General features: G+C 68.6%; 10 protein-coding genes. 2 read left to right on the top strand and 8 right to left on the bottom strand.

Features of this window, described 5'->3' with window-relative positions; translation table 11 throughout:
• The first annotated feature begins 16 nt into the window (after positions 1–16).
• Positions 17–319, top strand: coding sequence for a hypothetical protein (locus FOF48_RS15880; RefSeq protein ID WP_143902484.1), 303 nt, complete (start codon positions 17–19; stop codon positions 317–319).
• A gap of 61 nt (positions 320–380) precedes the next feature.
• Here FOF48_RS15880 and FOF48_RS15875 read toward each other — a convergent pair whose 3' ends face one another.
• From FOF48_RS15875 to FOF48_RS15860, 4 genes are all read right to left on the bottom strand, one after another.
• A complete protein-coding gene (locus FOF48_RS15875; protein WP_143902482.1) occupies positions 381–1,934 on the bottom strand; it encodes a 4-alpha-glucanotransferase in 1,554 nt (517 codons plus the stop codon).
• Positions 1,935–2,618: 684 nt separating this feature from the next.
• Positions 2,619–3,203, bottom strand: coding sequence for a hypothetical protein (locus FOF48_RS15870; RefSeq protein ID WP_143902480.1), 585 nt, complete (start codon positions 3,201–3,203; stop codon positions 2,619–2,621).
• A 275-nt stretch (positions 3,204–3,478) separates the two neighbouring features.
• Positions 3,479–4,633 (bottom strand): hypothetical protein, encoded by a 1,155-nt coding sequence (locus tag FOF48_RS15865; protein ID WP_143902478.1) that lies wholly within the window; start codon positions 4,631–4,633, stop codon positions 3,479–3,481.
• Positions 4,634–4,766: 133 nt separating this feature from the next.
• Entirely contained in the window at positions 4,767–6,758 is a 1,992-nt protein-coding gene (locus FOF48_RS15860; protein ID WP_143902476.1) for a HEAT repeat domain-containing protein, read from the bottom strand.
• A 382-nt stretch (positions 6,759–7,140) separates the two neighbouring features.
• Here FOF48_RS15860 and FOF48_RS15855 point away from each other — a divergent pair, with 382 nt between their 5' ends.
• Positions 7,141–8,133, top strand: coding sequence for a VCBS repeat-containing protein (locus FOF48_RS15855; RefSeq protein ID WP_161667055.1), 993 nt, complete (start codon positions 7,141–7,143; stop codon positions 8,131–8,133).
• 243 nt (positions 8,134–8,376) lie between these two features.
• Here the strand turns inward: FOF48_RS15855 and FOF48_RS15850 are convergent, their stop codons facing one another.
• The 4 genes from FOF48_RS15850 to FOF48_RS15835 form a co-directional block, all read right to left on the bottom strand.
• Positions 8,377–9,156: a Hint domain-containing protein gene (locus FOF48_RS15850; protein ID WP_235686108.1), complete on the bottom strand. Its 780-nt coding sequence runs from the start codon at positions 9,154–9,156 to the stop codon at positions 8,377–8,379.
• A 102-nt stretch (positions 9,157–9,258) separates the two neighbouring features.
• Positions 9,259–10,821 (bottom strand): M4 family metallopeptidase, encoded by a 1,563-nt coding sequence (locus tag FOF48_RS15845; RefSeq protein ID WP_255442238.1) that lies wholly within the window; start codon positions 10,819–10,821, stop codon positions 9,259–9,261.
• Between the two features lie 152 nt (positions 10,822–10,973).
• Positions 10,974–11,786, bottom strand: coding sequence for a hypothetical protein (locus FOF48_RS15840; protein WP_143902470.1), 813 nt, complete (start codon positions 11,784–11,786; stop codon positions 10,974–10,976).
• Positions 11,787–11,827: 41 nt separating this feature from the next.
• Complete coding sequence (locus tag FOF48_RS15835; RefSeq protein WP_143902468.1) at positions 11,828–13,585, bottom strand: M1 family metallopeptidase; 1,758 nt, start codon at positions 13,583–13,585, stop codon at positions 11,828–11,830.
• Positions 13,586–13,708: the final 123 nt, after the last annotated feature.

The following is a 13,708-nucleotide window of genomic DNA, read 5'->3' as shown; positions in this document are numbered from 1 at the left end:
TCAGATTCGGGGACCTATGGTCCGGCGAATCGCGATGCTGCTGTCGGCCACGCTGGTGCTCGCCACCGGCTGCGGCGTGAATGAGGACGAGGTCGTCATGCTCAAGGAGGGCGAGAGCCTCGCGGACACGCCCTACTGCGGCTCGCTCGGGTGCGCGGATCCCTTCCGCTTCTGCGCGGAGCTGTTCCTGGACTTCGGCCGCTCGCCCCCGCTGTGCGTCGTGGAGGACATCTGCGACCGGCTGGATTGCGCCAAGGCCAACCGCCGCTGCGCGGTGTTCGACGGCTTCCCCGGTCAGGTGAAGTGCGTCAAGGACTGACGCCGCGGGGCTGACTCCCGGGGCGGCCGTCGTCCGGCGGCCCCGGGGTGGGAGCGTCACCCTAGCGGCGGGACGAGGCGGTGAGCCACGCGAGGCGCTCCGCGGCGTCCTTCGTCTGCGCTTGCGTGAGCAGCGCGTCCGTGTCCTGCGCGATGCGGTAGGCCCAGTTGGCGTCGCCCATGGTGCCGGGCAGGTTGATGCGGTCGCGCGTGCCCAGCACGTCCTGCCACGGCAGCACGCACAGGTCCGAGCCCGCGTTGAGCGCGGCGGCGAGCGTGGCGCGGTGGATGTCCGGAGTGAAGTCGCGCGTCACGGCCACGCCCTGGAACTCCGGCCACGCGCGGGCGGCGTTCTGGCGCTCGTCTTCACGCGCCTGCTCCCACCACTCGGCCTGCGGCTCCGTGTCGTGCGTGCCGGTGGTGACCAGCGACACGGCGGGGAACGCGTGCGGGTCGCGGTAGTGGTTGTCGTCGCGCTCCCAGCGCAGCACCCGGTAGCCGGGCAGCCGCAGGTCCGCGAGGATCTGCCGCACGAAGGGGGGAATGACGCCCAGGTCCTCGGCGACGATGCCCGCGCCCTCCGACAGCAGGCGGAAGTGCTTCTCGCCCTGGCGGCGCCAGGTGGCCTCGTCCGACGGGACGAAGTAGCCGGTGGGGTTCTTCTCGTCGCGGATCCACTGGCGGAAGTAGCCCACCGCGTGGTCCACGCGGCGCAGGTCGTAGTAGCTGGCCGCCTTGGCCGCGCGCTTCTTCAGCCACGCGTAGCCGTCCTTCTCCATCGCGGCGAAGTCGAAGTAGGGCAGGCCCCAGTCCTGGCCCGTGGCGGAGAAGTCGTCCGGCGGCACGCCCAGGCGCGCGTCGCGGCGCAGGATGTCCGGGTGGGCCCAGCAGTCGGAGCTGTCCTGTCCGATGATGAAGGGCTCGTCGCCGCACAGGAGCACGTCCTTCGCCTTCGCCTGGGCGCGGACCTGGTTCCACTGGGCTTCGGCCAGCCACTGGAGCCAGGCGTGGTAGCGCACGCGGCGCTCCAGGCCCTGCTGCTGGATGGCGACCAGCGCCTCCGGCTGGCGGGTGCGCAGGCCCTCCGGCCACTCCCACCAGGGACGGCGGTCCTCCTTCTCGCTGATGGCGGTGAAGAGGGCGTAGCTCTCCAGCCACTCGCCCTGCGACTCACGCCACTTCTGGAACTCCTGGGCGCGCGGCGTGCGCGGCGTCCACTCGTGCTTCTCGAAGTGGTCGAAGGCGCGCGCGAACGCGGCGTCCTTCAGCGGGAACACCAGGTCGTAGCGCACGCGCGGCGCGGCGCGGGCCTCACCCAGTTGATGACGTTGCGCCTCGCTGAGCGCGGCCTCGCCGCCGGTGGCCTGGAACTCCGGCACCTGGGCCAGGTCGATGAAGAGCGGGTTCAGTCCGAACGCGGAGCGCGTGGCGTAGGGGCTGGGGTCGCCGGGCGCGGTGGGGAGCAGGGGCAGCACCATCAACAGGCGCTGACGCGCGGCCTTCATCCACGAGAACAAACCGTCCATGGCGCCAAAGTCGCCAATGCCGAAGTCCGTCCGGGAACGCAGGGAGAAGAGGGGAAGCAGGAGACCGGACAGTCGGCCGGGAGTGGACATGCGGCGCAATCTGCCCCAGCCCCGAGCCGGTGTGAACTGCTGTCGCGACGCGGTGCGCATCTGCCTGCCTGCCGGGTCCGGGAGGTTGGCTGTTGGATGCCAGCGCGTCGCGAAGTGAACAGGGGTGGACGGCCCCCCACCCGAGGCAGGAAGGACCGCGCCGTGCCAAGACTCCCCCGGACCTCGCCCTCATCGATGGGCTGCACCCCTGTCTCAACGGGGTCACGGACACGGAAGGGGTAGGGGAGGACCCGCGAGAACAGTGGGTGGGCCGCGAGGAACGGCCCGGTTCGTTCGTGGCCCTACAGGCGGGCGTGGGGCTGGGAGGGCGCCGGGGGCCTGTTCCCGAACCCACAGACTCCTACCCGCCGCCGCCGAGCAGCGCTTTGTACCCATACAGCTGTCCGTGGGGCCTGACGCCCCGCGAGCGATTCCGCAGGGCTGCTCACGATACATCGTGAGGCATACGGGCCTGCCGTACTTCAACCCGTGGCGCGGACGTTGCCACGCCATGCCTTTTCAATGACTGTGTTTTGGATGTCCACCCATTCACGGGGCGTCTGATGTGCTTCGAGCCCAGCGTGGAGGGTCTCCAGGAAGCGCGTGTTCTTGAACCGGTCGCCGCGACCTCCCCGCGGGGAAGTCGCGGCGCGCGGCGAGGCCGCCAGGGGCGCGTGATTCAGCTCACTGGATGATGGTGGTGACCTGGGTCTCGCATGTGTCGGTTTCGATGTGGGACTGCCGTGCATCGAAGGCGCAGGTCGCGATGCCGTAGGTGGTCGCGTAGAGGGTGGCCGAGCAGACGCCGCCGGAGACGGAGACCACCAGCTGCCAGACACACGTCTTCGCGCCGGGGTTGGCCGGGTCCCGTTCGTTGTTCGTGTAGTAGTAGTACTGGCTCACTGCCGTGAGGGGAGGCAGGTTCATCCGGAAGTAGCCCGTGATGTTGGGCGGCGGATTCGAGCCCAACGGGTAGGGCGGCAGCCAGGTGGGAGTTCCGTAGAGGCTGTATCCGGGGAACAAGTTGGCGCCAGTCCAGTTGGCGATGAAGAAGGTCTCCGGGACGGTGGCTGCGAGCGACGACGAAGCACCTCCCCGGCTGCGCTGTGGGAGCTGCACCGTCTCCTGGGCGCGGATGCTGACGAACTCGCTGCGCCGGGTGAGCAGCTCGATGTCACCTTGGTGGTGGTACTGCGGCTCCGCGAACGCAAGCGACGGCATGAGGGACAGCAGGGAAACAGCCAGCGAGCACTTGAGGTTCCGCTTCATGAGGATGGGCTCCTTTGCCTGCCGCGGAGGGATGCAACGCGTGCAGCCGCGACCTCCACTCAGGGAAGGTGCGGTCGCGATATCGTACTCCAGGTGAGTGTGATTTAGCTCGCTGGATAATCTGTATAATGGTGAAGTCACGGCTGCACCGCCCGTGGGTCTTTACCTCTCCGACTTGAAGCCATCCGTGTCCAGCCAAGGCGACCACCGCGCTGACACCGGGGGGGGCCGGTCGCCACGCTTCGGGCGTGGCGACCGTCCTTGCGTCGACGACGTCAGGAACAGATGCCGAGCGGCTGCGATTCAGTGAGGTTCAGCAGCGCCCAGTTGCGGGTGATGCCGGGCCAGCTCGCGATGGTCACCCACCATGTCTTGCTGAAGAAGAGGATGCGGATCTTCGCGAACGCCTTCAGCGTGCCCGACAGCGTGTTCAGGTTGAGGTCCGACTTGAGCTTCCAGTCGAGCGTGCACACCGGCCAGAACAGCTCACCCGAGGACGGCATGGTCGCATTGATGAGGGCCACGCTCCCCTCCACTCCGAACGCCACGATGATGACGTCCACCGAGGCCGAAGCCGTGACGTTGGACCACCCGCCCGGAGTCGCCGACAACTTGGCCACCGTCGGGCCAATCTGCCCGTAGACGGTCAGCTTCACTCCGCCGGCGAGCGCCGCCTTCACGGTGATGGGCACCGGGCCCACCACGAACGTCTTGGAGACAGAGAAGAACGTGCGGCTCCAGTTGATGGGCGGCGGCGAGTACTCGGCGTACAGGCTGCTCGACCAGATCTCCTGCCCCAGCAGGTACAGGGCCGCGGTGCCACTGTTGGCGCCCCCGGCCTGGCCCGACACGTTGGCCCGCCCGCGGACCAGCTCCTTCTCCGTCGAGAAGGCGGTGCCGAAGATCTTGCCCTCCGCGACGGACTGGACCTTCTTCTCCGCGGTCTGCGTGGCCGTCTCCGCGGTGACCACCGCGTTGATGGAGTAGCCGGCGCCGAAGATGCTGTTGCCGAACTTCTCCGTGCGGACGTACGTCTTGTTGAACGTCTGGACCGGGTTCGTCCACGGCATGATCTCCGTGGGCGGCGGCACCAGGTGCTGGAACGCCTCGGGGATCGTCGCCTGCTGGATGGTGATGTTGTGCGTGTAGTCCGTCGGATCCAACTGGAGCACGCCCCCCGTCCTGTTCGTCTCGTCCTGGAGGATCGCGTACTCCTGGCCGACCGTGTACGTCGTGTTCGGGTTGAACGGAGCCACCTGCGACTCCCAAGCCACCCGGTCATTCATCACATAGCCCGCGGGATAGACCGCGAACGGATACTTCCCAGGCTGAACCACGTAAGGATTCGGGTCGACATAGCTCTGTGCGACCGCGAACCCCGGGAACACCACCGCAGCCAGCGCGATGGTACGGAATACGGACTTGAACATGTTTGGCCTTTCCTTGGGTGAAGCCAGCGGGTTTTACTCTCCGTGAAAACGCAGACATCAGTCGGTTGATGGCAATCCAGGCGTGTTGCCATTGCTGGGAATCGCCAGGAGAAGCGGTCGCGTCAGGTCCTCGTCAGCGAATGAGGTCGGAGCCCGGCTGTGAAGGGACGGCGCCCGTGGGCGTGTCGACGAAGACCGTGGCCATCCGGCGGATCTCGGGATGGCGCTCGTTCTGGCTGGCCCAGCGCAGCAATGCCATGGCGTCTGGCACGGAGCCGCGGACCTGGCCGAGGAGTTGGACGATGTCCGCGCGGACGCCATCCGAGGTGTCCTTGCGCAAGGCCTGTCCCAGCGCCGGAAGCAGGGGGGCCAGTGGACGGAATCCGCAGGAGAAGACAGCGCTCCTGCGCACCTCCGACACGGTGTCTGACAAGAGTCGCTCCGCCAGGAGACGGTCCGCCTCGGGGCCGGGGATCGCGCGCAAGGCCACCAGCGCCGACTCCCGGACCTGCGGAGACTCCGAGCGCAGCGCGTCGGTGAGGGTCTGCAGCGCGCTCGGCGCCCGGGTGTTGCCCAGGGAGCGCAGGATCAGGGACTGCTGCTCCGGCGAGCGCGCGCCGCGGTAGTTGTTCTTCAGCTCCTCGACCAGGGCATCGGAGCCCCGCGCGTCGGTGTCGCCCATCTGGTACGCGGCATTGCCGAACGCCAGCGTCGCCGTGCCCCGCAGCTTCGGATCCGGATCCTGGGCCAGCGTTCGCAGCGCATCCACGCCCTCCCGGTTGGGCTCACCCGCCGAGCCCAGCGCGGAGACCGCGTCCATGCGGACATCCGACTCCAGCGCGGTGTCTCCGGACGCGACCACCAGGGAGCGGATGGCCTCCGGCGTGCTGGCCGCGGAGAGCGCCCCCAGCAGGGGACTGGCGGCCAGGGGCGTGAGCCCCGAGCGCAGCAGGTCGGGGACCTTGAGGGCCTCGGCGGGGCGGAGCATGAAGAGCGCCCGGAGCTGCTCCAGGGCCCGCGTCCGCGCGTCGTCCCGGGCCTTCTCGTCCTCGGGCAGCGCCCTCAGCTCCTTGAGGATGTCGTCGAGGCTCCGGTTCCCCAGCACCTGTCGATGGTGGGCGAGCGGATCCGTCGCCTGCCCCTGGAAGCTGGCGAGCATGGCGGTGCTCAGGAAGGGCTCGCGCGCCGCGAACGCGTTGCTCAGCGAAGGGTCCATCCGCCGCTCGAGCAGGCGCAGGCTCAGCTCGAGCTCGTTGGTCACCGTGGGGACGCCCTCGCCCGAGTCCACCGTCAGCCGCTCCCGGCCGTTCAGTGACTGCGGCCACAGGTCCTCGCCCAGCTCGATGTTCGTGACGCCGCCGACGCTCAAGCGCAGGTCCGACCCCACCGGGAGGAGCCCCTGCGGCGTCGCCACCGCGCCATAGGTCTTCTTGCGCTTCTCGAAGCGGTTCGCGGGCAGGCGCTGATAGTCCGCCAGGTACCGACCGGAGGTGTCGTACTCCTCGGACTGCCAGGTGGCCGGAGGGACCCCGCGCACCACGAACTGGGATGACGCCACCAGGGTCCGGAGCAGCCCGCGCGCCAGCTCGTCCACGCCCTGCTCGAAGTGCGTCAGCGTCACCGCCCCCGCCTTGTCGAGCGTCACGAAGAAGGGCATCGCGAGGATGGCCATCATCGCCTGACGCGCATCGGGCGCGATCGCGCTCTGCTCCTCGACGCTCAACTCGAACACGCTCGGCTTCAGGTGCACGCGGAGCTTGATGGCCTCGGCGTTGACGGAGACGACGCCGACCTCCCACTCACCCCGGAGGGAGAAATGCATGCCGGCGGGATGGGTCGCGTCCTTGCCCTGTCCCGGGGACCTTCCAAAAGAGACCTTCAGGTCCGCGCTCGCGGCATAGCGGTAGAGCATCCCCGCCACCCAGGCCCGCGCCCCGGTCGGGTCCTTTCCCGACGGTGCTCCCGCGACGGAAACAGGTGGCGCTGGCGACGGGACACCCGTGGCCGTCGAGCCGCCTCCCGCGGCCGCGGCGGCCACCCCGGAGTGGTTCCACCAGACGCCTCCCAGGCCCAGCAACACCAGGACAGAGGCCAGCGCGATGATACGGAAAGGCTTCCGGCGCACGGAGTCCTCCGAAGGGCGGCGATGCCGCCGTCAGAGATGGGGTTGGAAAGGCAACACTTGTATGTCAATGCGACTTGAAGGCAGTGTTCGGGGATTCCACGACACTCAAAAAGCCACGGGTTCTTTCATGGAGAAGCCTCTCGGTCGCTCTCGTCTTGCTTTCGGGCTCGCGCTGTCCTGTCTCACCTCGGAGTTGGCCGCGGGCCGCTCGCCCCGGGCCATGCTCCGAACCACTGTCATGCTTCTTGGCTGCGCGGGGCTCGCCTGCTCCTCGACCCCTCCCGCACCGCCTCCTCCGAAACCGCGATGGCTGGGCTTCCAGGAGGCCAGCACGACCCACTCCGCGGGCGGGGGACAGGCGCGGGGACTCCACGCCGCCGACGTGAGCGGAGATGGAATCCCCGACCTGGTCCTCATCGCGGCGGCCGAGGAGCAGGTCTCCATCCTGGAAGGGACAGGGGGCGGAGCCTTCGGCGCCCCCCACTCCCTCGCGGCGGGCACGACGCCCATGGACGTGGCCCTCACGGACATCGACCGGGATGGTCACCAGGACCTGCTCATCGTCGGCCACTTCGCCAACGCGCTGACCGTCCGCCTGGGACGCGGAGACGGAGCGTTCCAGGAGGCCGTCTCGTACTCCCTGGGCAATCACTCCCAGCGGGTGCAGGTCGCGGACCTCGATGCGGACGGCAACCTGGACGTCATGACGAAGAATGCCGGCTCGGCCGGCTTCTTCAACGTCACCCTGCTCGCGGGTCGCGGGGATGGGACCTTCGGCGAGGCCCGCCCCCACTCCGTCACGGGCCTCCCCCGGGACCTGCTCATCGCGGATGTGAACCAGGATGGCGTGCCCGACGTCCTCGTTCTCAACACCAACAGCTTCACCGTCGACGTGCTGCTCGGGCAGCGGGGCGGACCGCTGAGGGCCGTGGCCTCGCATCTCTTGGGAGGAACGGGAGACGACGAGCCCTTCCGGTTCGCGACCCTGGATGTGAATGGCGACGCCCGGGTGGATCTGGTCATCTCCCATGGCCTTGGCGCCTCCGGCTATCTCTCCGTGCACCAGGGCGACGGGAGGGGTGGCTTCACGGCCACGTCCCGCATTCCCGTCGACGAGCCCGGCGAGCTCGTGGCCGCGGACTTCAATCAAGATGGGAAGCCCGACCTCGCGCTCACCAGCTTCTCGGGGGGGGTCTTCCTGCTGCTTGGCAAGGGGGACGGCACCTTCGAAGCGCCCGAGCGGGTCGCGTCCGGCGCGCCCCCCACGTCGCTGCTGGCCGCCGACCTGAACGCGGACGGCTTCCCCGACCTGGCGTGGACCACCCAGGACACGGTGGAGGTCCTCCTGGGGGTCACGACACCCGTCCAGCCCTAGCGAACACCAGGCCACGCTTTCCGTCCTTGTCAGACAGGCGGCCCTTTCAAGGCCGTCTGATAAAGATTTCTCCGCCCCGGTTCGGGGACCGGGGCCGCGGCGCGGTGCCTCCTGGCTCCGGTGGAGGCCGAGTCGCGCACCGAGGGCTGAGGCCTCGGGAGCGCGACCTCCCCGGGAGGACGGGGCTCCGGCGAGACATCGCCGGAGCCCCACCTGGACGACCTGGGACGGGGCGGCGCCGGACTACAGGCCGCGGATGTCGAGGTCGTCGCGCAGCGACAGGCGGAAGTCGTCCTGCGCCCACTCGTTCTGGAAGCGCACGGAGCCCGTGAGGAAGCCTTCGGCGTTCATCACGTTCTCGATCTTCTCCTTGCTCTCCGGACGCACGTTCCACACCGTGCCCTTGAAGCTGAACACCGTCACGCGGGACAGGTGCAGCTTCGCGCCGTCGGCGCCCATCAGCACGTCACCGGCCGTCAGGGTCCGGGCCTTCACCATCGTTCCGTCCTCGAGGACCATCGGGTGCTCGGCCGTCACCTCCAGCCGGCGGCCCTCCTGGGTCTCCAGCGTGAAGATGTCTTCCTGGGTGTCACCCGCCACGAAGCTGCGGATGGGCTGCTCGCCGTAGCTCAGCAGGTCCGCGGTGGAGTCCTGCGACAGCGCCGTCACCGTGTGAACGCCCGACTCGTAGGCCTCCGGCACCGGAACCATGCGGCCCGCGAACTGCACCTTCATGCTCGGCGTGACGCAGCCCGCGACACACGTCCCCAGCTTGGTCAGGTTGGGGATGCAGGCCGCCGACTCCACCGCGGGCACGAAGAACGTACAGCTGGAGCCCGCGGGCACCGCCGGGTACGAGTAGCAGCCGTTGGTGAAGACCTGGTACTCGTTCTCTCCATTCAGGTACGCCTCACGCGTGGCGGTGATGAGGCCGCACCGACGAGCCCACGCGTTGCGCCCCTTCGCCAGCTCCGACGTGGTGAGCTGGTCGTCCTGGAAGCAACGGGTGGAGAGCTGGGCCATGGCCGTGCTCGAGAAGCAGACTGCGAAGACTGCGGATGCGATGAGGATGTGCTTCATGGGTTCTCCGTTGGGTTGTGTTTCGGTGGACTGCGCTTGCAACGCCTACGGCACACCCACGGCGCTCCAGGCGTTGCGCACCGAGTTCACGACGGAGGCGTCGTACCGGTCCTGCGCGGCCTGGACGGTGTAGGCCTTGGCCTGGGACATGGTGGTGGTCGACGTGTAGTAGTTGGTCGCCGCGAAGTAGAAGGTCTGCGCCGCGCGGTTCATGCCGACGCCGCCCACGTTGATGGCGGTCTTCCCTCGCGGGTGCGTGCCGCCGGTGACCAGCAGCTTGAACGCCAGGTTCTGGATGCCCGAGTTCCAGTGCACGCCGCCGTTGTCCGCCGTGCCCGTGTAGCGCTCCGGGTAGTAGTCCTTGGACGAGCCGTCCTGCGTCGGGTTGCCCATGTAGCGCAGCGCGTCCCCGTTGATTCCCGGCGTCCAGATGAACTCGCCAATCATCCACACGTTCGCGTCCACCACGCCGCCGCGGGACCAGCTCTCGCAGATGGCGGCGGAGACGTCGGACAGGCTCTCGTTGAGCGCGCCGGACTCATTGCGGTAGACGAGCCCGGACTCGTACTGCGTCACCGCGTGGGTGATTTCATGCGACGCGACGTCCAGGTCCAGGCCGAGCTGGCCCGAGTTGACGCCATCGCCATCGCCGAAGACGACCTGCACGCCGTCCCAGTAGGCGTTGACGTAGCCGGAGCCGTAGTGGACGGTGCTGGTGATGCCCGCGCCGTGGTCGTCGAACGAGTCACGGCCGAAGACCGTCTCGTAGCAGGCGTAGGTCGTACCGAGGTGGGCGTAGTTGCGGTCGATGTGATTGTCGCCCGTGGCCGCGCCGCCCTCGCTGCGCCGCAGCGTGCCCGGCGTCGTCCACTGGTTGTTGGCCGAGTAGAGGTTGCGGTTCATGGCGGAGTGGATCTGCGGGTGCACGTCGAGGATCTTCCCCGTGGCGGCGTCCACGTAGACCAGGTCGCGCGCGGGCATGCCCTCGCGGGTGCCCACCCGCGTCACTTCGTACGCGGAGGACAGGACGCCCTCGGCGCTCAGGTAGTAGACGACGCGAGGCTCCCCCTGGGCGCTGAGCGTGCCCGCGCCAGCGGCCGCCGCCTCCTGGGGCGACAGGCGGCTCAGCGTCGACGGCTCCACGGCTCCGCGCGCCGAGCCGTTGGCCGCATACACCTCGCCGGAGGCATTGACGTGGACGATGAGCTCGCCGCCCACCACCGGCACGCCCTTGCGCACCTGATCATACCGGACGTGGGTGAAGCCGATGTCGTCCGTGCGGGAGGAGCGCGCGCGCAGCTCGTCCACGCGGAGGCGGAACACCGGGGCGATGGCGCTCAGCGCCGAGGTCAGCGCCTCGCCGGCCTTGGGGGCCACGAGCGACCTGTCGGCGGTCCCCAGGTTGCCGCGGATGAACGTGGGGACGCCATCCTTGCTGACGTCCACCACCTCCACCTGCTTCAGGGCGGCGAGGGCCGCCCGCACATCCGCCGGCCCCTGCTGGACGCCTTCGGGAGAAGCCGTTGCACCCTCGGGTGCGTCGCCACAAGCGGCACCCATCACGACACAACACGCGCCAATCAACCCCTGCGTCCAGGCTCGATTCACAATACGCTCCTTGCTGCTGTTGGATGGTGCTTCGCGGATACAGCGCAGACGCAGCCCTCCCGAGCCCCCGGAGGCGGGGGTCGGTGAGTCGACTGGGGGGCCGTGGGTGCGCTGGTACGTCTGGACATGCGGAGATGTCCACGGCGGGGCTGCTAGAGGTGACGCGTCATCCGTCTGACTTCATCGGGGGAGGCCCCTGATTCGGCCAATCCCGCGACCAGCGCGTCGAGCAGCAGGCTCTTGAGCTTCTCGTTCTCCAGCTTCGTGTAGGTGTCGACGGCGAGCTGCCGGTCGACCTGGGCGAGCCGGAACAGGAGGTCGTACTTCTCTCCGACCAGACCCTTCTTCACCGAGTCGGACAGCCCCCGGTCGATGGGGGCCAGCGCGAGCGAGGTCATCGCGTCTCGCGCGGCCGTGTCCTTGGGCGCCAGTTCGAAGAGCAGGTCGATCATCGCCATCCGCTCCAGCACGGGCTCGGGCTTGCTCTCCAGGAACTGGGCGCCGTCGGGGAGTTGCTGGAGGGCGGAGGGGTCCGCCAGCGAGTCCTTCAGCGCGGCGATCTTCGGTCCGGCGCCGTTCCGCGTGAGCTCCTCGAGGAAGACCTCCTTGCGGAAGAAGGCATTGAAGCGCCCCGCCCGATACTGGACCGCCGCCTGCTTCGCGGCCTCGCGTTCGACCTGGACCGGGTCCTGCGCTCCAGCAGGTACGGGCACGGCCTTGGCGGTCGCGGGCCGCTCCCCGGGGCGCGCGGGCGCCGGGGCGGTGGCGCTCCGGGCGCCGGGCGTCATCGCCGTGGCGCCCGGTGGCCGCGCCGCGCCGGGTGACGCTGGAGCCCCGAAGCCCACCCAGGCGACGAGGGCATAGACTCCCGTGCCGACGAGGACCAGCAGCCCCAGCCCGGGGCCCACCATGCGCGCCCCGGACGACTTCTTCACAGCGGCATGCTCAGGCGGATGTCCACTCATGGGCTCCACTCCTTCTCGATGATGAAGTGACGCGTGGGAGATCAGAACAGCCAGCTCGGCGGGCGAGGCTCCTTCGTGAGCCCGAAGAACCTGCGGTTGACGACCCGATTCTCCGGGTCCACCGTCACCTGGACGAGCGGCTCGGTGAAGGGCACCGTGACGACGAGCGTGTCCGACGTCGGCGCCAGGCCATAGTTCAGGGTGACCAGCTTCTTCTGCGTGGCGCCCTCCAGCAGGACGTCCACCGACACGGGGAAGCGGGTGCCGGCGACGGACCACTGCTGCGCCGTCACCGTGAGCGCGCCATTCGCCTGCTGGGTCGTCACGTTGAAGTAGGGCCAGTCCGGGTCTCCGCTGCCATGGACCCAGGCCGCGAAGTAGGGGGCCAGATCCTTGCCGGAGACGAACTCGAGCGAGTCGCGCAGGTCGCTGACGCCGCGGTGTCCCGGCAACTTCAAGAAGTGCTTGATGCCATCGATGACCGTCTGCTGGCCCAGCAGGGGCTCCAGTTGCAGGAAGAGAATCATGGGCCCTGTGCCATAGACATCCGCCGCGCGGGATACCAAGACGGGGGGCGGTGAATCTCCTGGCTGCGGATAGTAGGCGGCGGTGCGAGCCAGCCGGTCCCAGTAGGCCCGCGTCTGCTCGGCCTCGCCCGCGGGGCGGCTCTGGAGCTCGAAGATATAGGTGAGGTACTCGGCGATGGCTTCCTTCCAGATGAAGTCCATCGAGGTCGACAGCGTCGTGCGATTGCCGGCCCACTGGTGCACGACCTCGTGCATCAACGTGTGCATGGTCATGTCTGCGTAGTCGCGCCGCAGGTCTGGCAGGTCTTCGCGGAGGATGATGTTGCCAGGGTGCTCCGCCCCCAACCAGTCCGTGGGCCCGCTCGCGACGCGGAGGTCCGTCCCATAGGGAAGCGGCCCGAGCAGCCCGATGATCCAGTTCAGGTACGCCGTGACGCTCGTCGCATTCAGGGAGCTGGCGAGGCGCCCCCCCGGAATCTCGAAGACGGTCAGCTTGAACTTGTTGGTGACCTCCGCGAACGTGCTGCTCACCCAGGCGCGGTTGGAGGCCACGGCGAAGGATGAATAGGTGGGCGCCTTCGTGAGGCCGGTCAGCTCGCACTTCGTGGTGGTGTTGTTGGGGAGCGTCCGGGTCCCCGGGCACAGGACGCGCTCATTGGAGGCGTGCTTGACGGTGATGACGTAGCTGGCGAGCTCGCTCGTGCGGTTGTCGCAGGGGCCGAACAGTTGACACGACTCGACCCAGTTCAGCAGGTAGGAGAACGTGTTGCCGCCGCGGTCCGTCCTACGGGAGAAGCCCACCTGCGTGTAGTCATAGGTCTGGAGCGGAACGGTGAGGTTCGCCTCGAGCTTCACCTGACCCGCGGCCTGGCCCGGACCACACACGCGCACGGCGCCAGGGAGCGTTTCGACGCGGAGGGCCGTCTGGCCGTTCCATTTGACGTTGGTGAGCCCACCGGGCGCGCCGACCACGAAACAGTCGCCTCCCGGGAAGTCCACGTTCAGGAAGAGCGCGGAGCGCGCGGCCCCCGTCTGCGTGTTGAATTCGTATTCATACCGGGTGACGGTGGCCGAGAACTCTCCCTGCGGCCCCGCGAGCGGCGCGGTGCCATCGAAGGCGTACTCCATCGTGCGTGGACTGCCCGGCGCGACAGGGTCCTCTCCCATCGGGTCACAGCCAGCCGCCCCCAGCCCCAGCACTCCTGCCACCAGCAGCCTGCGCAAGGCCCTGCCCGCGAACCCCTCGCCGGTGAATCCTTCATCGCTTCGCATAGAGTCCTTCTCGTGACGTGACGAGAACAGCGAGGCAGGCCCCGGAGCCCAGCGAGCCCGCCTCGCGATGCCATCCCTTCGCTCACTTCAAACGCTCCCAAGAGGGCGATGGATGCCCCTCGG

It is taken from the genome of Corallococcus sp. Z5C101001, from assembly GCF_007352635.1.
In the GTDB taxonomy this organism is placed as follows: domain Bacteria; phylum Myxococcota; class Myxococcia; order Myxococcales; family Myxococcaceae; genus Corallococcus; species Corallococcus silvisoli.
This window is presented reverse-complemented; position numbering and strand designations above follow the sequence as displayed.